This is a genomic window from Halotia branconii CENA392 (genome assembly GCF_029953635.1).
Taxonomy (GTDB): Bacteria; Cyanobacteriota; Cyanobacteriia; order Cyanobacteriales; family Nostocaceae; genus Halotia; species Halotia branconii.
Map to the genome: position 1 here is coordinate 3,275,968 of NZ_CP124543.1, position 21,161 is coordinate 3,297,128.

The following is a 21,161-nucleotide window of genomic DNA, read 5'->3' on the forward strand; positions in this document are numbered from 1 at the left end:
ATTAGTCCAAACTCAAGAAGTAATTCCAGTTTGAGATTAATTGTGAGATATGAGTGAGGGTTGCAGTTGGTGACAGAATCTAATAAAAAAATAAATCAATTCGATTTAGACTTGAATGATATATTCTTACCAAGATTTATTTTTATAGACTTACCAGATGCTATCCCAGGCGGGATTTTGCCTAATGGAGGAAAAGAGATAATTTTCGATGGACAGACAATTACACCTTTACTTCCTCTAAACCCTATACTTTTAGATTATTTCACTGCCGAAGAATTGGTTAAATTGGTTCAATTTCAGCTTATAAATGATAGTGAAGAATCAAAAGTGCGGGTAGTTTTCGATTTGCTTGCTTCTGATTTACAATATGTAACTTTACCTCATAACTCTTGCTTTATTAAAGATTATGAAATCAAAGAAGAAAATGCTCTTCGTGAAGTACCTGTCTTAGAAGTATGGCCTAATTTCCGAGTAGAGGGGTGGAAAGAATATTATTTTTTCTACTGTGACAGTGAATTTGGAGAGGAGACTTTTCAAGTAAGTTTACCTGATATTCAAGAAGTTCATGTTTTCCAATATGGTTTGGGTTCTTATCAAATTGTTCGCTTAGAAGAATTTCCTTCACATATTATTTGTCAAGACAGTGCTAGAAACACTATTGGTTTGATTTTGCTCAAAACACCAGAAAAAATTCAGGCGACATGGACGTGGAAAATAGGAGTAAATTTTGGACAATCTTTCACTAATGTTTATGTTAATAGAAATAATATAGTTGAACCTTTACCATTACAACAGTTGCATCTGAAAGTTACAGATTCCGATGCTTGTAATCGACTACCTGTATTATTTGAATACTTTATCCCAGAAAGTTTTATTCCATCAGAAAAGCCTTTACCATTAGAGAATATTCTGACAACTAGAGGAAAAAGAGATGTCAGTCTGGAGAACTCTCGCCCAGTTTTAGATGCTCGATTTTATTTCCCTGATAAAGGTAAATTTAAGCTTGAAGAAGACTGGATAGAAACTAATGTAAATTTAGGTAATTTTACTTTAGCTAAACTATTTCTCCAGCACCTATCTTTGCATATAACTGCAATGGCAGCTAAAAGAGGTGTTGGTGAGATTCAATGGTGTCTTTCATATCCATCTAAAATTTCCTTGTTTGATAAGAGAAAATATCTAAAGATATGGCAAGATTTAATTCAGGATTTACAAAGAAAAACAGGAATTAAACATATTTGCCCAACTATTTCTGATTCAAGTAATTTTCGCTCTGAAAGTTTAGCTTTTGGTCAATATTTTGCAGATCGAGAAGACCATAATTTAATCTGTAGCACTTGTATTTGTATTGGTGACTTGAATTCAAATATCTCCGATATTTCTGTTTGGGAAAATAATCAAATTATTCATCAATGTTCATTAAAATTCTCAGAACAAGACTTGTTTTCTAATTTTTTAAAATTAAATCCTCAGTTCCTAGAACAAACACTAGAAGTTAAACAAACAGACTGGCGAGGATTAGAGCAAGAGAACTTTTATGCCAAACTAAATGTATTCATGCGTTGGGAAAGTGAAAAATGGCTGAAGAATAAAAGAGCATTTGTAGAGGAAGAAGCAGATTTTCAAGGACTTATAAGACTAATAGCAATTGGTACAGCAGGGTTGTATTATTATATCGGTATACTTTTAAAAGCTCTCCAGATACGAGGAAAACTTCAACGAAAAGAAATTACTCCTGTTTATGTAGGTGGAAGAGGCTCTAGATTATTACATTGGCTAGCAATTGAAGGTCAGTTTAACCGCAATTCAAAACTAAATTTATTACTCAGCCGAATGTTAAGTAAAGGTTCTGGTTTTCCTGATACTGAAGAAATAACAAGATTGAGTAAAAGACCAAAAGATGAAATTGCTTGCGGGTTAGTAGAAGATACTAGTAGACTTCAAGAATTGATGGAAAAAGATAAAAAGATATTAATTGCTGGAGAAAATTGTCAAGTAAATGGTAGCAAAATTAGCTGGGATTCATTATTTAAGTTAGAAAAAAATATCGAGTATTTTCAAATTGATAACCTAGAGCATCTGAAGATGTTTTATAAGGAGTTTAACCTTGCTTTAGGAGAATTAGAAATTGATGGACTTACCCCTTTACCAGGATACCAACCTGTGCAAGGGGCAGAAGCAAATCAAAGACTATGGCAGAATATCCACAAAGAATTGACTGGATTAATGCCCAATGCAAATAAAGATTTTAGTAACATCATGATGGAACCGCCATTTATTTTAGGTTTAAAGGCTTTGTTGAGAGTATTAACCAAAGAGTGGGTTGAAACATGATAAATTCCCACATAAATTAAAAAATCAGTAAGTTACCCTGGTAAATGAAAAAACGACGTACCACTACTACGTCTCTTTTAAGAAAACTAAATTCCCAATTCCTAATTCTTACCAAACACGCTACCAAGGGCGCGCGCCATATTTTGCGGTTGCATTGCATCCATTGCTGCTGTTGGTTCATAGCCGCAATGAACCATGCAATCGGCACATTTAGGATTACCACTGGCACGACCGTATTGACTCCAGTCAGTTTGCGCCAATAACTCTTTAAAGGTGTTGTAATAACCTTCATTCAACAGATAGCAAGGTTTTTGCCAACCGAGAACACTATAACTAGGACTACCCCAAGGTGTACATTCATAATCCTTTTCACCAATGAGAAAATCTAGGAATAAAGGATTGTGATTGAAGTTCCAGTTTTTTGTGCCAGCTTTATAAGGAGAAAGAATTTCTCGGAACAGGGCGCGTGTTTGTTCGCGTTGGAGAAAATGATCTTGGTCTGGGGCCCATTCATAGCTGTAACCAGGAGAAATCATCATTCCATCGGTATTCAGTGTGCCTATAAAGTCAAAAAACTCTTGCATTTCTTGGCGATCGCAACCTTCAAATATAGTAGTGTTAGTAGTTACTCGAAAGCCTCTGGCTTTAGCAGCACGAATGGTCTGCACAGCAACATCAAAAACACCTTTGCGATCAACACATTTATCGTGCCAATCTCGCATTCCATCGAGATGCACACTAAAAGTTAAATAAGGCGAAGGTTGAAATTTATCTAAGCTTTTTTCTAATAACAAACCATTGGTACACAAGTAAACATACTTCTTGCGTTCAACTAATCCCTGGACAATCTGAGCAATTTGGGGATGTAGTAGGGGTTCGCCGCCCGGAATTGAGACAACAGGTGCGCCGCACTCTTCCACGGCGGCAAAGCACTGTTCTGGGCTGAGGTTTTGCTTTAATATCTCTTTTGGATGCTGAATTTTACCACAACCATTACAAGCAAGATTACATCTAAAAAGCGGTTCTAGCATCAAGACTAAGGGAAAGCGTTTGCGTCCTAACAGACGCTGGGTAACGAGATACTTCCCGATATCCATAGCTTGTTGTAGATTAACTGCCATTTTCCAATCGCTCCTGTCTTGTATAGAAAAACACCCTAGTCAAAAAGGATTAACTTCATCCTTTAATTCACATACCCTTGATTCACAAACCAATCCACAGCATCCTTGAGCGCAGCTTGCACCGGAGACTGAGGTAAACCCAATTCTCGTACTGCCTTGGAAGCATCGTAATACATAAGTTGTTTCGCCATCCGCACACCATCCAAAGGCACTGAGGGGCTTTTTCCCAGTGGTGCAAGAATTTTTTCATCAATCCATGCCACATTGAGGGGCAACCAAGCAGGTACAGTCCGTTGGGGTGCTGCAAGATTTGTAATTTGGGCAAGTTGATCTAGTAATTGCTTTAAAGTGAGGTTTTGATGACCTAAAATATAGCGATCGCCTGATTTTCCCCTTTGCAAAGCTAGTAAATGTCCCCAAGCCACATCTCGTACATCAATAAAATTTAGACCAGTATTTAAGTATACTGGCATTTGTCGCCGCAAAAACCGCAGAATTATATCACCAGTGGGGGTAGGCTTAATATCTAACGAGCCAATGGGGCTACTGGGATTAACAATAACTACTTCTTGACCAGTAGCGGCGGCTTGCATGGCTGCTTGTTCAGCTAAATACTTAGATTTTTTGTAGTCACCAACCAATTTTTCTAGGGAACTTTGATGAGTTTCATCTACTACTTTACCAGATGAACCTACGCCGATAGCTGCCACAGAGCTGGTGTATACAGTGCGTTCAATTCCTGCTTTTTGGGCAGCTACTAGCACATTACGCGTACCCAACACGTTATGGCGATAGAGTAGTTCTTTGTCTGTTTGCCACAGAGAATAATAAGCTGCAACATGAAATAAGTATTGGCAACCTGCCATCTGTTGCCAGAGATTGGGGTCATTTAAGTCGCCCTGGGTAATTTCCACATCCAGACTACGTAAATTGTCTAAGTTACTACTAGGGCGTACCAGAGCTTTGACTGTGTATCTCTGTTGCAATAACAACCGTACCAAATGAGCGCCAATAAAACCTGTACCCCCGGTGACAAAAACCTTTTGAGATTGTGGATTTAGCAATTTGGAATTTCCTGTTTTGAATTTGGCATTGGGGACTGGGAAGTAGTGATGATAAATTAAGCCTGTATACTTTCTGTGATAGTCTGAACATTAAAAATAACTATTTTCACTGCTATAAATTATTAAAGATTAACTATAGACCCTATTTCTCCAATTATTGCTGCTTTAGGCGCTGGTGCGATCGCAACACACAAAAAAATAAATTTGGCTAAAGCCACTGGAGTATCTAGATGGCTGAAGAGAGTTCCAATTACAATTCAAAGTTTGAAAATGAAGTAAAAAGTGCTGTAGTTGGTGAAGGTAACGTTATCTACAACTACTTTTACTATAACGAAGAAGCAAAAGTAGAACCTGTTGATCTGGCGATCGCTACTGATGAATATCTTCCTTCTATGCCGTAGGCTTTACGGCTACGCTCAGGCTAAACTCAGCACAAGTACGCTCAGTGACCGGGGCAAGAGTGCAATTGATAAAATATTTATATACAAGTGAGGAAAAATTTTATGCAAGCTTATAAAGTCAACGCCACAATTAATGAATTAGGCCATTTGATTATCAACGAACCTTTAAATATTGCCCCTGGTGAAGTGGAAGTTATTATTTTGCAACCAATTCCATCTCAGGAAATCTCCACAGAAGCTTCTACTAAACCACAACCAGACAAACCAAAACGGAAATCTAAAATAAAAGCATTTGCAGGTTTATTTGAAAATGCTCCTCCTGTTTCACCTGATTTTGATGCAGATGCAGCCAGATGGGAAGCCCTAAAAAAGAAGCATAATCTGTGAAAATCTTGTTAGATACTAATGTCATTATTGATGATGCTCTTGAACGTGAACCTTTCCTAGCAGCCAGCGAACAAGTTTTGGTAATGGTTGAGGAAAGAACAATTGAAGGTTATATTTCTGCTTCAATTGTTAGTAATTTGTACTATATTATCCGTCGCTCAAGGAATCGAGAGTGGGCTGCTAGTTATTTAAAACAGTTAGTCACTTTCTGCCGTATTGCTACTGTAGACAGCCATACAATCAACATGGCGTTAAACGTAAATTTTAAAGATTTTGAAGATGCTATTCAATACAGCACTGCGGTAATTAATCGTTTGGATGCAATTATTACTCGCAATTCTGGAGATTTTCCTGTAGCTAGTCCCCGGATTCTTACGCCTGAACAACTAATTCAAGAATTGACAAATACACCATGAGTTATCAGTTATCAGTTAAATCCTAGTTCCTTTAAATCAGGACTTACACAAAAATAACGTAACTTCGTCATTACGAGCAATAGCGAAGTAATCTACCCTAACGCTAGGATTGCTTCCCTACACTCCGTTCCGGTCGCAATGACAATATCGGTATTGCATAAGTTCTATAAATTTGAGATTTCTTGAAGAAATTGGGGATACAAATATAGGCAATATACGATCGCATTTTCGCATAACTTCAAGAGCGATCGCATCACAGTAAAATGTGCGCCATCATTGATAAATATAGGCAATTTCAAATAGGAGAAGACCTAATGCAATCAGCGATCGCGTTTTGGGGAAAGGTGCGATTGCTATACTGAGAACAACTTTGAGAAAGGGCGATCGCCATCATGACGACACGCGAACTCTTATGCCAGGAACTAGCAAACACGTCTGATGAACTCTTGCTGCCAGTGCTGCAATTTTTGCAATTCCTCAAAGCGCATCCTATTCAATCTGCTGATCTTGAACTTGAAACCCTGGAAACCATTATCAGTCTTTGGCAGGGATTAGCGGAGTCTGATCGTGGTGAAGGACTTCCTGCAACCCAAGCGTTAGAAGAACTGCGTGACTTCTGCTTTTTCTGAAGTTGTTTCCGCTTTGTCTGAAGTAACTTCTGCTTTCCTTGATGTTGTTTCCGCTTTACCTGAAGTGACTTCTGCTTTCCTTGATGTTGTTTCCGCTTTGTCTGAAGTAACTTCTGCTTTCCTTGATGTTGTTTCCGCTTTACCTGAAGTGACTTCTGCTTTCCTTGATGTTGTTTCCGCTTTACCTGAAGTAACTTCTGCTTTGCCTGAAGTTGTTTCCGCTTTCCCTTTTAAGTGTTTTGCGTAGTCTGTAGCAGCTTCTACTTGACGTTAAGTAGTTAATTTTTAGATTTTTTGAGGACTTACGCAACAATTACAATTTTACGTCTTAGTGCGTAAGTCCTAATAAATTCAGGTAAGCTGTTATGCATCTAAAATTGCACATCTTTTTGTACGGACTGTTGACTGTTGACCGTTAACAATCAGCAATCAACAAACCTCACGAGTAATTGTGTAATTTAAAGGCGTAATAGCTTAGCCTGTAGACTGGATAGTGCCGACACTGCCAGAGTCTAAGTTTTATGTGACGAAAACCAATCATCTAAAATGGCGTAGACTACTGGCACAACAATTAAGCTGAGGATAGTTGAACTTATCAAGCCACCAGCGATCGCAATTGCCATAGGCGATCGCAATTCTGCACCAGCACCAAAGCCTAAAGCCAGTGGTAACATTCCCAAAATCGTGGAAGCAGTGGTCATCATAATTGGTCGCAGACGTACTGGCCCAGCTTGAAGAATTGCGTCTTGTTTACTTAAACCAGTTTTACGAAGCTGGTTAATGTAATCTACTAATAAAATGGCATTTTTGTTGGCTAATCCCAATAAAAACACAAAGCCGATCAATGAGATCATGCCAAAGTCGCTTTTAGTAAAGAGTAATGCCAGCATCGCCCCGACAATTGCCAAAGGAAGAGAGACACCAATTACCACTGGGTCTACCCAGCTTCTAAATAGTAAAATTAGTACTAAGATGATGCACAGTGCCGATAAAATCAGGGTAGTACCAAAGCTGCTAAATACTTCGCTTTGACGGGCAGAATCTGCTCCCAAATCAATAGAGACATTTGCAGGTAACACCGCCTCAGCTTCAGCAACGACTTGATCTGTAGCATCACCCAAGGATAAATCTTTGCCGAGGTTAGCGCTGACATAAGCTACTCGTTGATTGTTAAGACGTTCAATCTGAAAAACCTGACCCTGTTGATTGGCTTCACCTGTGACTGTAACATCAGCAAATCCTGGTCTTTTCTCAATTCTTTCTTTAATAGCTTTGGCAGCTTGATTGAGTGCTTGTAGATTATTACCCCGTAAGGCTATCTGGAGTGGTTTTTGACCGCCGGTATCCACAAATTGAATATCTTCGACACTGGTAGTTACTCCAGGTAAAACAGGCAAAGTAGAGCGAAATTGATCTTGTAGTTCCGCAGTTGAGATATTGTGGTCATCCTTGAGCTTGACATATAACGTGCCTTTATTTGGCTCACCCTCACGCGAACCAACAGTAGTAAACACCGTTGCCACTGCTGGAGATTTTCTGACTACTGCTTCTAGTTTTTTAGCAACTTCCAAAGAATCATTTAGAGGATTGAAAGTTGGCAGTTGAGAGTTGGGATTTTCTCGCTGTACCCCAACCCCCCCAGGTATACTCGGCAAAGGAACCGTATAAGTAATATTAAACTCGCCCCGATCTAATTTAGGAATAAATCCTTTGGGAATCAAAGGAACTATTGCCATACCTGCGATAAAGCTAAGTATGGCCAATCCAATCACTATTTTGCGGTGGTTTAAAGACCAGTGCAGTAAGTTTCGGTAAATTTGAGTAAAAGCTGTCCATTTAGTCCCTTCTCGCCTTACAGAACTGGATGCGACAGGTTTCAACCAGTAAATAGCCAGTACTGGGGATAAAGTTCGAGCAACCAAAGTTGAAGCAATCATCGCTGCGGAAACCGTGATCCCGAAAGGCTTAAAGAATTGCCCAACTACACCACCCATCAAACCAATCGGTAAAAAAACCGCTACTGCTGTCGCAGTGGTAGCAATGACTGTTAACCCAATTTCAGCTGTAGCTGAAAAGGCGGCTTGACGAGGACTTTCTCCATCTTCAATGTGTCGCATGATGTTTTCTACATCAATGATCGCATCGTCAATCACACTACCAATTACCAAGGCTAAAGCTAGTAACGTAATCGTTTCTAGGTTAAAGCCAAAAATTGCCATGACAATAAACGTTGCCAACAAAGACGTAGGAATCGCCAAAGCAGAGATCAAAGTTGCTCGCCAGTTCCATAGAAAAGGAAAAATTACCACGATTGATAACAAGACGGCTTCCATCAGCGCATCTATTGTTGACTGGGTGGCGTGGCGGATATATTCTGCCTGGGTAGCAGCTAAGGTGAGTTTGACATCCTTGAGGTTAGTACGTAACTTTTGGACTGCTGTTTCTACTTGACTCACCACTTCTAAAGTGTTGGCGCTACCACGTTTAATTACCTGAAATGCCAAAGCTTCTTGACCATTAAACCGCACTAATGTTGCCCCTCCTCCAGGCAGGGCAGTTGCGTTTGTATTTGCTGATTTTAAAGTAGGATCGCCTAACAGTGAGACTTTGAGAACTCCTGGCAATTTGGCGATCGCTGGCACAATTTGGTTTTTTGCTAGCTGACTCAGTGCTGTTAAACTCTGATTAGGACTCTCAATGGCATAGCTAATTGCAGCTGACTCGTTCAAGTTTAGGGGAATAATTTTGTAATTTGCTTTCTCAGGTAAGGTCAACTGTTTCAGTGCAGTTTCGACACTGCGAGTCGATGTTTCTAAATTCGTGCCAACAGCAAAAGATAAACTAACGGCAGTTTGACTAGGATAAGTGGAAGAACGGATATTTTCTAGTCCTTCCAAAGAGCGAAGGCGCTCCTCAAGAGGTTGGGTAAGTTTGGCTTCTGTATCCAGGGCAGTAGTTAAAGGTGCTGTAGCATTCACCACCACCACAGGAAAAGTAATATCTGGAAACAAAGCGTATTTGAGGGAACTGAAAGCCAAAACTCCAGCTACCGTTACAGCAATCCAAAAACTTACCGTCAACCACGAAAAGTCAATTGCCAACTTGGAAATATTGAAGCGTTCTCGTGCGGATTTTGAGCTATTAAGCTTTACCATCTTAGAAAATCATCGTGCGATTAACACAATTAGTTGTCATGCTACAATAATTACCTGAAGTTTGCGAATACTATTTCTTTTAGGACTTACGCAATAACTCTTTGAAAGTCCTATTTCTCAGTGTTCTCAGCGTCCTCTGCGGTTAGATTTTCCCTTGCCTGTGCGTAAGTCCTATATTTGCTAAGTTGTCTTCTTAAAAAAGCATATAAGATATTTAGCCTGAATAATCATAATACATTCGTACCGCTGGGGTTCAGCGACGTTATCTACAAAACCGGACGTGAGCGATCGCCTAATGCTAAAAAGACGTATGCCAAAGATTTACAGTACTCTGTAAAACAGATGTAGAGGTAAGATTATGACTCAATCCTTGCCCAAATTACTCACATTCAATGAATTTAGCGAATGGTATCCCAACGATGGTAAACGCTATGAATTGCATCAGGGAGTAATTTTTGAAATGCCACCCCCAACCGGAGCGCATGAAAAAGTTGTAGGCTTTATAGCCCGAAAGCTAACTGTTGAGTTTGATCGCTTGAACCTTCCCTACACTATTCCCAAAACCGCATTAGTCAAAACTCCTGCTGCCGAATCCACTTATTTGCCTGATGTGTTGCTGCTAAATCTTGATAATCTCAACAAGGAACCGCTTTTTCAAAAACAGTCAATAGTCAGCCAAGCAGCATCAGTTCCCATAGTTATTGAAGTTGTTTCAACTAACTGGCGAGATGATTACTACAATAAATTTAGAGATTATGAAGAAATGGGTATTCCTGAATATTGGATTGTCGATTATGCTGCGTTAGGTGCAAGAAAGTTCATCGGCAATCCCAAACAATCTACAATTTTTGTATGTGAACTGGTTGATGATGAATATCAAATGACATCGTTTCAAGGCAACACAGCGATTTCATCACCTACTTTTCCCAAATTAAATTTAACCGCACAGCAGATTTTTGATGCGGCTAACTAACACACATTCTGCGATAACTCATTATATCTTCGTAAGCTTTATGCTAGTTAAGAGAATAACAACTAGATAGCTTGCAGTATAAAAACGATGAAAGAAATAACACGCCGCCAATTTATCGCCACTGCCACTTTGGCGACGGGTTTTGCTCTGGCAGTGCAACCCATTTCTGCCCAAGTTATTACTACTGATGAGAAGGGACTGGTAGCTGGTGCAGTGAAAATTCCCGTTAAAGATGGCGAAATTCCAGCATATAGAGCAATGCCTGCTAAGGGTAAAAATTTTCCGACTATCTTAGTAATTCACGAAATATTTGGTGTACACGAACACATGCAGGATGTTTGCCGTCGTTTTGCTAAGTTGGGGTACTTGGCGATCGCTCCAGAATTATTTGTGCGTCAAGGTGATGTCTCGAAATTAAGTAGTATAGATGAAATTCGCCCCGTAGTAGCTAAAGTTCCAGATACCCAAGTCATGTCTGATCTCGATGCCACAGTAGATTGGGCTATGAAGTCATCAAAGGGTAATACCAATAAATTGGGAATTACGGGTTTTTGCTGGGGTGGTCGTATTACTTGGTTGTATGCGGCACATAATCCTAAGGTGAATGCAGGCGTTGCATGGTATGGGCGATTGGTGGGCGATGACACTGAATTAACGCCCAAGCATCCTGTAGATATTGCGGCTAATTTGAAAGTCCCTATTCTCGGACTCTACGGAGGTAAAGATACAGGCATCCCTCTTGATACAGTAGAACAGATGCGCGAGGCTCTCAAGTCTAGCAATAGCAAATCTAAAATCATTGTCTACCCTAATGCATCCCACGCCTTTTTTGCCGATTATCGTCCCTCCTACCGCGAGGAAGCAGCTAAAGATGGATGGCAACGTTTAAAAGCATGGTTTAATCAGCATGGCCTGTGAAAAGGCAGGGAGCAGGGGATGAAGAGGCAAGGGAGCAGGGAGCAGGGGAGAAAATACAATTAGTAGTTGCTTTGTCCCTCTTAAATTACGAATTACAAATTACGTAGCTTGCTTCTCGCCAAAGGCGAGTATTACGAATTATTCAATGTCTGATTTCCTCCCCATTAACAGGATTTTAGTACCGCAGGGAGCCGAGTACAAAGCTGTGTGTCGTGGCTTGAGCCGAGTTTCTGGCACTACTCCAACTGTGATGCCGATACCAGTTGGTATCAAACCTTTAACTCAATACCTGCAACAATTACCAGAGGATAAAAACTCCTGGAACCAACCACAATCGCAAGTGCTGGTTATGGGTATATGTGGCAGCTTAAGCCAGCGTCACAGTGTTGGTGACATTGTGCTGTATCAGGATTGTGTTTATCAAGGGAAACTACAAGAGTGCGATCGCACTTTCACTGCACAGTTGCAATCTGCTTTACCAGATAAAGTATCTCTAGTCAAATCATTAACAAGCGATCGCGTAGTTTGGTCTGCTGCCCAAAAATGCCATCTTGGTAAAACATCAAAGGCTGATGTTGTTGATATGGAAGGATTTGCTGCTTTAGAGTTTTTTAAGAATACCCAGGTAGCAGTGGCAATGTTGCGAGTAGTTAGTGACGACTGTCACCATGATATTCCTGACCTGACATCAGCAATCAATTCTGATGGCTCTCTTAATCCTTTACTCTTAGCAATTAAATTACTTAAACAACCTCTGGCTGCTACTAGATTAATTAAAGGTTCTTTAAAGGCACTCAAAGTTTTAGAACAAGTAACAATATCGCTATTTTCTAGCTAGCTGAATTAACAGCAATTTGGAATTAAGTAAGTTGGTACAAATATTTATAATTAGGTATGTGCGCCAGAGGATAAATGATGGCTACAACTCCTAAAAAAATGATTTCGGTCTTACCTCTAGAAAATGGCGATCGCTTATCTCGATGTGAATTTGAGCGTCGCTATCAGGCAATGCCGCATTTAAGAAAAGCTGAACTGGTTGAAGGAGTTGTGTATATTATGGCATCGCCACTGAGAATTAAAAGTCATGGCGAACCACATGGAGACTTGATCGGATGGTTGTGGAATTATAAAACGGCAACGCCTGGTGTTATTTTGGGGATTGAACCCACAGTGCGTTTAGATCCAGATAACGAACCCCAGCCTGATGCAGTACTATTCATTCCGGGTAGACAGGCATTGATTAGTGAAGATGATTACATCGAAGGCGCACCTGAATTAGTGATAGAAGTGGCAGCAAGCAGTGCAGCAATCGATTTACATGATAAGAAACGCACCTATCGACGCAATGGAGTGCAGGAATATATTGTCTGGCGAACATTAGATAATCAGTTAGATTGGTTTAGGCTGCAAGCGGATGAGTATGTTGCGCTATCAACAGATGAGCAGGGAATTATTCGCTCTCAGGTATTTCCGGGGTTATGGTTGGCAGTAACCGCCTTATTGTTAGGAGAAATGGCAACGGTGTTATCAGTGTTACAGACAGGTTTAGCTACCACTGAACATCAAGAATTTATGCAAAAGTTGAAGGAGGAATAAGTTCAAGCGATCGCGCTACATCATCAGTGCAGTATTTTTGGAATGGGTTATAGGTTATACTTGCAATTCAAATCCAGGTAATACATCTTCTCCAGAAATAATTGCTGGCATTTGCATAACTTCTACAGCTTTTGCAAGTCGGTAAATTTCCACTTGGTGATCTTGAGGATTAATTAGCCAACCCAAACGTAGCCCATTTTGGATGTATTCATTCATTTTCGCTTGAATAGGTGCAAGGCGATCTGTCTGAGAACGTAATTCAATTACAAAATCGGGTACAAGTGGCGGAAACTTTTGTCGCTGTTCTGGTGTTAAAGCTTCCCATCTTTCCAACTTTACCCAAGCTGCATCAGGGGAACGTTTTGCATTATTTGGAAGTATGAAGATAGTTGAAGAACTAAAAACTTTGCCTAATTTAGCTTGACGATTCCAATTATTCAAGTCTGTAATTAGATCTGCTTCTTGGTTTCCGCTTTCTCCTCCTACTGGTGGCATAATTATTAATTCTCCCGTTGCATTCATTTCTAGGTTTAAATCGCTATTGGCAATACACAATTGATAGAATTGCTCATCAGTTAAATGAGCGATCGGTTCTAGATTAAGTACAACAGTATTCATTGAACCTTTCCTCGTGCCTTTGTTGCTAACACTCAGTTACCTTTAGTTAAAAGTTTAGCAGGAGTAAATTAACCTGAGTTCGACCGGATATCGCCTATTCAAAGGCAGAGATATTGGGAGCATCCCACTTTTTTGAATGTCATTGCGAGCGAAGCGAAGCAATCGCAAAATCCTCCAACTAAGAGCGAGTCGATGCGATTGCTTCGTCGTTCCTCCTCGCAATGACAGTTATTATCTCATTGGAAAATAAAAACTGGGATGCACCCGAGATATTTGATCTACAGTTAAATCAATATCAGACTATCTATTATTGAAGTTAGACAAGTCAGATATTTTTCACAGTACAAATTAGTTTACACAGGTGGTAAAAAATGGGTCGCATCAATCCTTACACGCTACAAATGCAAATTACCCGAATGTTTGAACAGGGGCAATCATTCTTTGCTACTACCAAAGTGCAGGAATGGTTGAAAGAACGCAATCATGATCCGTCAGATTATGACATTATTTTTCATCAAAAACCTGCTCCTCCTGGTTCCAAAGAAGTGATGGTAATAGAAATTGAATTGAATCGCAAAGATGGACAGCCTGTAGATCCCTGGCTACAAGAACAAGCAAATCTTCATGCCTAATTAATCAAGATGCTTTCTCAACATTCTCTAAAATCACCCAGTTAGGTGAACCAACTGGCTGATGTATAGTCTGTGCGTCAATTTGTAATCTGAAGATTAACAAACAAGACTAAAATATTAGAGATGCAAACAATGGCAGTAAATCAAGCTTGCGGTGGCTTTGGTAAACGTCTATTTGCTTGGATGATGGCTCAAGGTAGTAGTACCTATGAACAGGCGGTAAGCGATCGCAAGCGCGCACTTTTTGCCGATCTCCACGGTAAAGTGTTAGAAATTGGCCCAGGAACTGGTCCCAACCTATCCTACTATCCAAAAGATATTGACTGGATAGGAATTGAGCCAAACCCATATATGCATTCCTATCTGCAACAAGAAGCTAAAAAACTGGGTTTTAATATTGCTCTTTGTAGTGGGACTGCGGAATGGATAGATGCTGAAGATAACAGTATAGATGCTGTGGTTAGTACATTAGTGTTATGTTCTGTACCTCAGTTAGACGATACACTACAGGCAATTTTAAGAGTTCTCAAACCTGGTGGACGCTTCTTGTTTATTGAACACGTTGCCTCACCTCGTGGTACTTTATTGCGAAAAATCCAAACTACAGTTCGCCCAATTTGGCAGGTTCTAGGCGATGGCTGTCATCCTGATCGAGAAACTTGGTTAGCATTGGAAAAAGCGGGATTTGCCAGCGTAAATTATGAACATTTTGATGCACCATTCCCGATTGTTAGCCCTCATATTATAGGGGTTGCCACAAAGTAAGGTTTTTTCATCTCTCGATTACTGATATTCCACTTTGTTGTTAAGACAGGATTGCTAAAAGCGCCCCGCTTTGCTAACGCTATGACAACTTTTCGCTGTGCTTTTGCGGTTTATATTATCTTGGTCTACCCAACGTAGTAATATATAGAACAGCTTCATCAGCAGGAATACCCAAAACTTCATTTACTTGATCATCAAAGAAGCCACCAATACCGCTAACACCTAAATTAAGGCTAATTGCAGCTAAATTTAGGCGTTGTCCCAAATGCCCGGCATCTAGATGTAAATAACGGTAAACGCGATCGCCATACTGGGAAATGGCAGATTTAAGATCGGCTGTATGAAAAAGTACAGCTCCTGCATCACGCCCTAAATCTTGTCCTAAGCAAAGAAAGTGTAACTGTCTGCGGAAGTTTTTAAACCGAATTTGCCGTAATTCTTGAGCTTTGGGTGCGTAATAATAACAACCTGTTTCTAGTCCTTTAACTCCACAGACGGCAATAAATGTTTCAATTAAATTGAGATCGCAGTAGTCTGGAGAACTATCTAAACTTTGGTCGATATAATTTTTCGGTTGATAGGTAAAGTCAAGTAAGGCTTTGAGTTCATCGAAGGTTAAATCATCACCGCTATAGGCACGGGTAGAGCGTCGCTTGTGCATGGTGATTTCCAAATCTAACAGATTTTCTCCCCAGAAAATAGGTGTTGTAGAAGTAGGAATTTTCAGACAAAAAGGAAAATTATATTTGTCTTCTAGAGACTTTTCTTGTTTCACCATTGGTAAATTCAGTTTGCCAGTTATACCCGGTTGAATTTGGGTATGCCGATGAAAATATTTCAGCAATTCGCCATCAGGAATTTGCGGGTAACTAGTTTCAGTCGCAGAGGGTAAAGCGGTACATCCTATTGGCAAATTTTGTTTGATATCTAATAAGTCTGCCAAGGGTAGAACTGCGATCGCTCCTTCTTGTTGCGGATCGATATACAATAAATCATTGACAGCTTCATCTATAAAACCACTAATCAAATGCGGGCGATAGTCAGTAATAGCAGCAGCTAACTCAATGTTGCCCAAAAGATGTCCCGTATCTAAAAAGATCCGGCGGTAAGCCCTATCTTCATAACGCCAAGCTGAACGATAAAAAACCCCAGTCACAATAATCGCTAATTGGGTACTTTCGAGGCTAGGATGCCAAAAACAAGCTTCTTGTAAAGCTTGCCAAACATCACTTTCCCAATAATGCATCAGTGAATGAGTCCGGCACTGGTAGTTATATAATCCAGGTGGTAATGACGGCGTGCCACGAGAAACTATATATACTTCAGCAGGATACAATCCACCTGCACTAGGGGCAGCTCGTAAATACACCGTACTACCCATAGAAGGCATTCTTGCTGTTAGTCCATAACTGCGAAATAGAAGTCGTGATAGTCTTTGCCACCATTGAGCATCTGGTTTATTCGCAAATGCTTCTGGGATTTCTTGCAGATAAGGTTTAAGATCAAGAGTAGAGCCAATTTTGTACTCTTTAAACGGTACTGGCTGCTTAGCCCAATCTAATTTTTGATTTTTAGAAGCAAGGGTTTCAGGGTTGTATTTAGTACGCTCATGGTAGTGTTGAGCAATGGATTCGTGTATTTCTGGCATAAAAATTTAAATACCCTTAAAGCGTTCTTTTTTTGATCTTGGCATTCATTAGCCTTATTATTTCGTGTGAATCAGTACAATTGTTTGACTCATAATGTAGTATTTGCTAATTCCCAATAAATGCTTGAGTAGGGAATAACGTGATTTTATAAGATGAACTCAAGGTTTAGGCGATCGCTTAATTTATTCAAAATAGTTTTTGTCAAAAATTACTTCTTTGTCTGGCTTACAGCTGCATCTTGACAAATCCTTACATACGAATCCGGCACGATTGGATTATTTGTGCAAATATAAAGAAAAGCTTAAGAATCTAAAAAACTTATGATCACTACCAAAATGATGAAACAAATATGGGCTGTCATAGAATCGACCCAAGTCAGTACCTTGCTTCAATTTGACGATGCTGCCTTAGTACAGTTGCTACTCCAGAAATTAGAAGGCAAAGACGGGTTTGATGCCCAAGCAGATTGTAACCTCAACAATTATATCGAATCTAAACTGCCCTTAATTCGTGACACCGCCGAAGGACGACTATCCTTTGGGCAAAGCAATCATCCTTAATGACAGTTGCCACAAGATTGCTCAGTGCCAAAAATCCTTTCAGAGTAGAACCAAATATAATGAATCACTGGCTAGTAATTGCCCTGGTAGCTTACCTTATTGGAGCGACGATTGAAGGGGTGACTACAGCTAGTCAGCTATCTCATTCAGCACCAGAGCTAACTAAAGGCACACAAGAGCAACCCTCAGACTCTCCTACTCCATCTAACTCTAGCTGGCAAGTTGTCGCCACCATCGCCTCAGTCAGTATCTGTGGAGCTTTCTTTTGGCCTTGTCGCCTCTTTCACCGTTCAATAAAAGAGAACATTTCATCTAAGGATTTATAGAAGATTCAAAGGCATTTCAGCGCGCCCATTGTTGTAAGATGTAATCATAAAAAGCCGCTTGATCTACTTTATCCATCGCGTAAATCTTTCGACCATTAGGCACAATTTTAGTCCGTCCCTGACTAATACCAGTAGTAATAATTTCCGTTTCCCATTCTTGTAGTTGATAAAAGTCTGGGTGTCCTAAATAAGCCGTCGCCAATACATCCCAGAAATAATAATCCTGGGGAATAACCAAGGCGTAACATTGTCCTGCTAAATCAGAGACAGGATAATGACGTTGTTTTGCCATCTTTTGCACCAATTCCGATGTAACTGGCACATTATTAGTTAAATCTAAAGGACACATAATAATTTTAATTTGGGTTTGCCATACCCGTGCCGCTGAAACTGCATCCCAATAAACATTCCATTCGGCGGAACCATCTTGTCCGGCTTCTAAACTTTTTTCTACATTACCAGAAACATTTAACGCTCCTCCCATCCAGACAATCTGATCAATCTTCGCTTCAATATCTGGTGCTTTGTCTAGGGCTACTGCTACTGTCGTCAACGGCCCAGTTACCATTAGTGTAACTGGTGACGATGTTTCACGTAAAACCCGAATCATGAAATCCTGCCCTGTTTCTGCAACCAGAGGCGTGTTAATAACTTCACTTTGATTGAGAATTGGTAGATGATCCACAATAAATGAATCGCGGCGATAGAGAGGCGGAAAAGGATTAATACCGCGTACAGTACTTTCGGCAACCGGGATATGAGAAAATCCCATCAAATCGATGATTTTACGTGTAGCACTGACAGCAGGCTGGATATAGCAATCGGCTGGAGTAACGACGACACCTAAAAGTTCTATATGATCCATCGTCAACAGCAGCATAGTTGCTAGATAATCATCTACACCACCATCATGATCCATTAATACGAGTTGTTTTGACATCACAAGGAAAATTAAAAGATGGATGAATTTATGCAGGCTGCAATTCAAGAAGCAAGACAAGGTAAAGAAGAAGGGGGAATACCCATTGGTTCTGTTCTTGTCAAGGATGGCAAAGTTCTCGGCAGAGGACACAACAAACGTGTGCAAGATAGTGATCCTGTTACCCATGCCGAAATTGATTGTCTCCGCAATGCTGGTAGAGTTGGTAGCTACAAAGGTACAACACTCTATTCAACTTTAATGCCATGTTATTTGTGCGCTGGGGCAGTAGTGCAATTTGGCATTAAAAAAGTCATTGCCGGAGAATCGAGAACTTTTCCTGGTGCTAAAGAATTTATGGTATCCCACGGCGTGGAAGTAATTGATCTTAATCTTGATGAATGCGAACAGATGATGAGTGAGTTTATTGAAACAAATTCTGAATTGTGGAATGAGGATATTGGTAAGTAATTATGGGCATGGAGCATGGGGCATGGGGCATGGGGCATAGGTTATTCTTATTTTCTCCCTCTAATCCTCACTTACCACTCCTCTTTCTTTGAGAAAGGCATCAAAAGTCCATCTATTAGGCAAAGAAGTTTGTGCGCCTAGTTTTGTTGCAGCCAAAGCACCTGCTGCTGCACCCCAAATAACTGCTTGGCGTAAAGAAAGTCCTGCAAAAAGTGCTGCTGCTAAACCGCCATTAAAAGCGTCGCCGGCTGCAACGGTATCAACTGCATGAACTGAAAAGGCTGGTACAAAAAATGTTTCTTCAGCAGTGGCACAAACAACACCTTTTGCACCCAGTTTGACGATCGCACATTTCACACCTCGTTGCAATAAAACTGCTGCTGCTTTTGTAGCTGTTGCCTCACTGTCTACAGCAAAACCTACTAACTGGCCTGCTTCCACTTCATTGGGTGTAATGATATCTATTAAAGGGTAAAGTTCATCTGGTAAATCAGATGGTGCGGGTGCGGGGTCAAGAATTATGGTTATATTTGTATTTCGTGCAGCTTGGGCTGCTGCCATTACAGCAATAATAGGAATTTCTAGTTGTAAAAGTAGCGCTGTCGCTGTTGGTAATAAGTATGATAATCGCTCTATATCTTCCTGATTGATACATCCATTTGCACCAGGAATGACAACGATTTGATTTTCACCAGCATAATCTACAGTGATGATGGCAACTCCCGAACTAACGGTTTCATCTATGAAAATATTGTCAGTCTGCACACCAGAAATCTGTAAATCATGAATAAGTTCTGCACCAAAATTATGTGCGCCGACTCGGCCTACCATCTGAGTAGGAACTCCCAGTCGCGCTAATGCTACAGCTTGATTTGCACCTTTACCTCCCGATATTTTAAAAAAATCTTCTCCCAGTAAAGTTTCTCCTGGGGCTGGCAATCGGGGTGCTGTGGCTACTAAATCTATATTGATGCTGCCGAAAACTATAATGCTCATGATTTTGATTTTTGTTGAGCTTAAAATCATTAAGCCTAATATTACAGCAGTAAATAATTACAAGAGATCAATAAATCTCTCGTAATTTTATATTCTTAGCGAAGAATTTTTTTCTTATACTTCATTGCCAATAGAACCATCCCTGCTGTTGCAAATGCTATCGTGTTAGTAGGTTCTGGTACAGCAGAAACTTTAGCATTAATTTGTGCAGTTCCAGCAAACTCACCAATTAGATCAGGACGCTCAATAATACTAGCAAATTCTGGAGAGAATAGTAGTTGCACATTAGCAAGGGTTAAGTTTTTGCCATCAAAGTCTAAACTGCCTGGAGCGCTTAAATCAAATAAAACTGTGTTTAGAGAAACCGTATCTTCTAAAAAGAAACCACTAGCATTGTTAATAGCCCTTGTCGGAGCGAAACCAACAGAAAAGTTACCAACAGTCAACTCATTATTGAAGGTAATAGTACCAGTATGTTTGATTGTACCTGAAGGCTGAGAAAAACCGCCTACATCACTGAAGGTAAAGTTTGTGTCTGGAGCGATATTAAAGCCAAATGCAAAATCGTCAGGAATTGTTGTGGCTGTATTATTCATGTTTGTTATGTTTAGCCCCAGACTTCTCAGAATTTCTTCGTGGTCTTCAGCAATGCTGGTGACACCAGATTGTATCTGATAGTTTGCAGCATTTGCTTGTATGGGCGCAATTGATACAAAAGCTGCTGTCGTCAAACCAATAATTGCTCCAGCCTGATAAAAATGCATAAATACTCCTTATCTTTTGTAGTTAATAATATAAAAAACAGCAGTGTTTTTACTTAAAGATTTTATTTTGGTTTAGTAAAGATTTTATGTGAATTGAGTTTTGATATGAAGGTTGGATATAGTGTGAAAAATCAAAGCCTAATTGATGATTACAATAAACTTTTTTTATAGTTAATTTATTTAGTATCTGCTTCTTTTTTGGGAGTTTGTTACCAAACTCAGTTATTTTATGGTTTTAGTTATTAATAATTTAAGAAAAGCTTAAGAAAGCTCTGGCGATCGCTCATTTGCTTTTGATAACTGGACTAGGGACTAGTGCCGTGTGGGTTCAAAACTTACCATACAATCAATATTGCGGCATTGCTGAATCATGAAATGATTTCGTCCAATTCGGAACGAATTATCAATGGTTTCAAAAGCCGATTTATACATCTCGAATTAATGCAACGCCAAACATGCTTAATTAA

Annotated in this window: 23 protein-coding genes; 15 read left to right on the forward strand and 8 right to left on the reverse strand. The window is 39.9% G+C overall.

From position 1 onward, the window contains the following. Window positions 1-69: 69 nt before the first annotated feature. Entirely contained in the window at window positions 70-2,334 is a 2,265-nt protein-coding gene (locus QI031_RS14335) for a hypothetical protein (protein ID WP_281485785.1), read from the forward strand. Window positions 2,335-2,435: 101 nt separating this feature from the next. On the opposite strand, the gene hpnH is transcribed toward QI031_RS14335, so the two are convergent. Then, window positions 2,436-3,455 carry an adenosyl-hopene transferase HpnH gene (hpnH, locus tag QI031_RS14340; RefSeq protein ID WP_281485786.1) on the reverse strand — a complete coding sequence of 340 codons (1,020 nt, stop codon included), beginning with the start codon at window positions 3,453-3,455 and terminating at the stop codon, window positions 2,436-2,438. 62 nt (window positions 3,456-3,517) lie between these two features. Then, entirely contained in the window at window positions 3,518-4,519 is a 1,002-nt protein-coding gene (hpnA, locus tag QI031_RS14345) for a hopanoid-associated sugar epimerase (RefSeq protein ID WP_281485787.1), read from the reverse strand. Between the two features lie 230 nt (window positions 4,520-4,749). Between hpnA and QI031_RS14350 the strand changes: the two genes are divergently transcribed. From QI031_RS14350 to QI031_RS14370, 5 genes are all read left to right on the forward strand, one after another. Next, window positions 4,750-4,920, forward strand: coding sequence for a hypothetical protein (locus QI031_RS14350; RefSeq protein ID WP_281485788.1), 171 nt, complete (start codon window positions 4,750-4,752; stop codon window positions 4,918-4,920). Window positions 4,921-5,022: 102 nt separating this feature from the next. Next, a complete protein-coding gene (locus QI031_RS14355; RefSeq protein ID WP_281485789.1) occupies window positions 5,023-5,307 on the forward strand; it encodes a hypothetical protein in 285 nt (94 codons plus the stop codon). Next, window positions 5,304-5,723 (forward strand): type II toxin-antitoxin system VapC family toxin, encoded by a 420-nt coding sequence (locus tag QI031_RS14360; protein WP_281485790.1) that lies wholly within the window; start codon window positions 5,304-5,306, stop codon window positions 5,721-5,723. The genes QI031_RS14355 and QI031_RS14360 overlap by 4 nt, the downstream gene beginning before the upstream one ends. A 392-nt stretch (window positions 5,724-6,115) precedes the next feature. Continuing rightward, the gene (locus QI031_RS14365; protein ID WP_281485791.1) at window positions 6,116-6,352 is read left to right on the forward strand and encodes a prevent-host-death family protein; all 237 of its coding nucleotides are present in this window, start codon (window positions 6,116-6,118) and stop codon (window positions 6,350-6,352) included. Next, a complete protein-coding gene (locus QI031_RS14370) occupies window positions 6,333-6,599 on the forward strand; it encodes a hypothetical protein (protein WP_281485792.1) in 267 nt (88 codons plus the stop codon). The genes QI031_RS14365 and QI031_RS14370 overlap by 20 nt, the downstream gene beginning before the upstream one ends. A 265-nt stretch (window positions 6,600-6,864) precedes the next feature. Here the strand turns inward: QI031_RS14370 and QI031_RS14375 are convergent, their stop codons facing one another. Further along, complete coding sequence (locus QI031_RS14375) at window positions 6,865-9,507, reverse strand: efflux RND transporter permease subunit (protein WP_281485793.1); 2,643 nt, start codon at window positions 9,505-9,507, stop codon at window positions 6,865-6,867. 358 nt (window positions 9,508-9,865) lie between these two features. Between QI031_RS14375 and QI031_RS14380 the strand changes: the two genes are divergently transcribed. From QI031_RS14380 to QI031_RS14395, 4 genes are all read left to right on the forward strand, one after another. Then, window positions 9,866-10,480 carry a Uma2 family endonuclease gene (locus QI031_RS14380; RefSeq protein WP_281485794.1) on the forward strand — a complete coding sequence of 205 codons (615 nt, stop codon included), beginning with the start codon at window positions 9,866-9,868 and terminating at the stop codon, window positions 10,478-10,480. Window positions 10,481-10,567: 87 nt separating this feature from the next. Then, window positions 10,568-11,398 (forward strand): dienelactone hydrolase family protein, encoded by an 831-nt coding sequence (locus tag QI031_RS14385; RefSeq protein ID WP_281485795.1) that lies wholly within the window; start codon window positions 10,568-10,570, stop codon window positions 11,396-11,398. Window positions 11,399-11,543: 145 nt separating this feature from the next. Beyond that, window positions 11,544-12,236, forward strand: coding sequence for a 5'-methylthioadenosine/S-adenosylhomocysteine nucleosidase family protein (locus tag QI031_RS14390; protein ID WP_281485796.1), 693 nt, complete (start codon window positions 11,544-11,546; stop codon window positions 12,234-12,236). Window positions 12,237-12,313: 77 nt separating this feature from the next. Continuing rightward, window positions 12,314-12,994, forward strand: a complete 681-nt coding sequence (locus QI031_RS14395; RefSeq protein ID WP_281486030.1) for a Uma2 family endonuclease — start codon at window positions 12,314-12,316, stop codon at window positions 12,992-12,994. Window positions 12,995-13,048: 54 nt separating this feature from the next. Here QI031_RS14395 and QI031_RS14400 read toward each other — a convergent pair whose 3' ends face one another. After that, a complete protein-coding gene (locus QI031_RS14400; protein WP_281485797.1) occupies window positions 13,049-13,612 on the reverse strand; it encodes a Uma2 family endonuclease in 564 nt (187 codons plus the stop codon). Between the two features lie 371 nt (window positions 13,613-13,983). On the opposite strand from QI031_RS14400, the gene QI031_RS14405 reads away from it, so the two are divergent. Together QI031_RS14405 and QI031_RS14410 are read left to right on the forward strand one after the other, a co-directional pair. Beyond that, entirely contained in the window at window positions 13,984-14,244 is a 261-nt protein-coding gene (locus QI031_RS14405; RefSeq protein ID WP_281485798.1) for a hypothetical protein, read from the forward strand. A gap of 132 nt (window positions 14,245-14,376) precedes the next feature. Continuing rightward, window positions 14,377-15,009, forward strand: a complete 633-nt coding sequence (locus tag QI031_RS14410) for a class I SAM-dependent methyltransferase (protein WP_281485799.1) — start codon at window positions 14,377-14,379, stop codon at window positions 15,007-15,009. Between the two features lie 115 nt (window positions 15,010-15,124). Here the strand turns inward: QI031_RS14410 and QI031_RS14415 are convergent, their stop codons facing one another. Then, complete coding sequence (locus QI031_RS14415) at window positions 15,125-16,657, reverse strand: SagB/ThcOx family dehydrogenase (RefSeq protein ID WP_281485800.1); 1,533 nt, start codon at window positions 16,655-16,657, stop codon at window positions 15,125-15,127. Window positions 16,658-16,978: 321 nt separating this feature from the next. On the opposite strand from QI031_RS14415, the gene QI031_RS14420 reads away from it, so the two are divergent. Beyond that, window positions 16,979-17,218, forward strand: a complete 240-nt coding sequence (locus QI031_RS14420; RefSeq protein ID WP_281485801.1) for a hypothetical protein — start codon at window positions 16,979-16,981, stop codon at window positions 17,216-17,218. A gap of 59 nt (window positions 17,219-17,277) precedes the next feature. After that, window positions 17,278-17,544, forward strand: a complete 267-nt coding sequence (locus tag QI031_RS14425; protein ID WP_281486031.1) for a hypothetical protein — start codon at window positions 17,278-17,280, stop codon at window positions 17,542-17,544. A gap of 16 nt (window positions 17,545-17,560) precedes the next feature. Here the strand turns inward: QI031_RS14425 and QI031_RS14430 are convergent, their stop codons facing one another. Beyond that, a complete protein-coding gene (locus QI031_RS14430) occupies window positions 17,561-18,484 on the reverse strand; it encodes a nucleoside hydrolase (protein ID WP_281485802.1) in 924 nt (307 codons plus the stop codon). Between the two features lie 18 nt (window positions 18,485-18,502). Between QI031_RS14430 and QI031_RS14435 the strand changes: the two genes are divergently transcribed. Continuing rightward, on the forward strand, window positions 18,503-18,934 hold the full coding sequence (locus tag QI031_RS14435; RefSeq protein WP_281485803.1) for a nucleoside deaminase: 432 nt from the start codon (window positions 18,503-18,505) through the stop codon (window positions 18,932-18,934). 60 nt (window positions 18,935-18,994) lie between these two features. Here QI031_RS14435 and rbsK read toward each other — a convergent pair whose 3' ends face one another. After that, complete coding sequence (rbsK, locus tag QI031_RS14440; RefSeq protein ID WP_281485804.1) at window positions 18,995-19,930, reverse strand: ribokinase; 936 nt, start codon at window positions 19,928-19,930, stop codon at window positions 18,995-18,997. Between the two features lie 95 nt (window positions 19,931-20,025). Further along, window positions 20,026-20,694 carry a hypothetical protein gene (locus QI031_RS14445; protein ID WP_281485805.1) on the reverse strand — a complete coding sequence of 223 codons (669 nt, stop codon included), beginning with the start codon at window positions 20,692-20,694 and terminating at the stop codon, window positions 20,026-20,028. Window positions 20,695-21,161 lie beyond the last annotated feature (467 nt).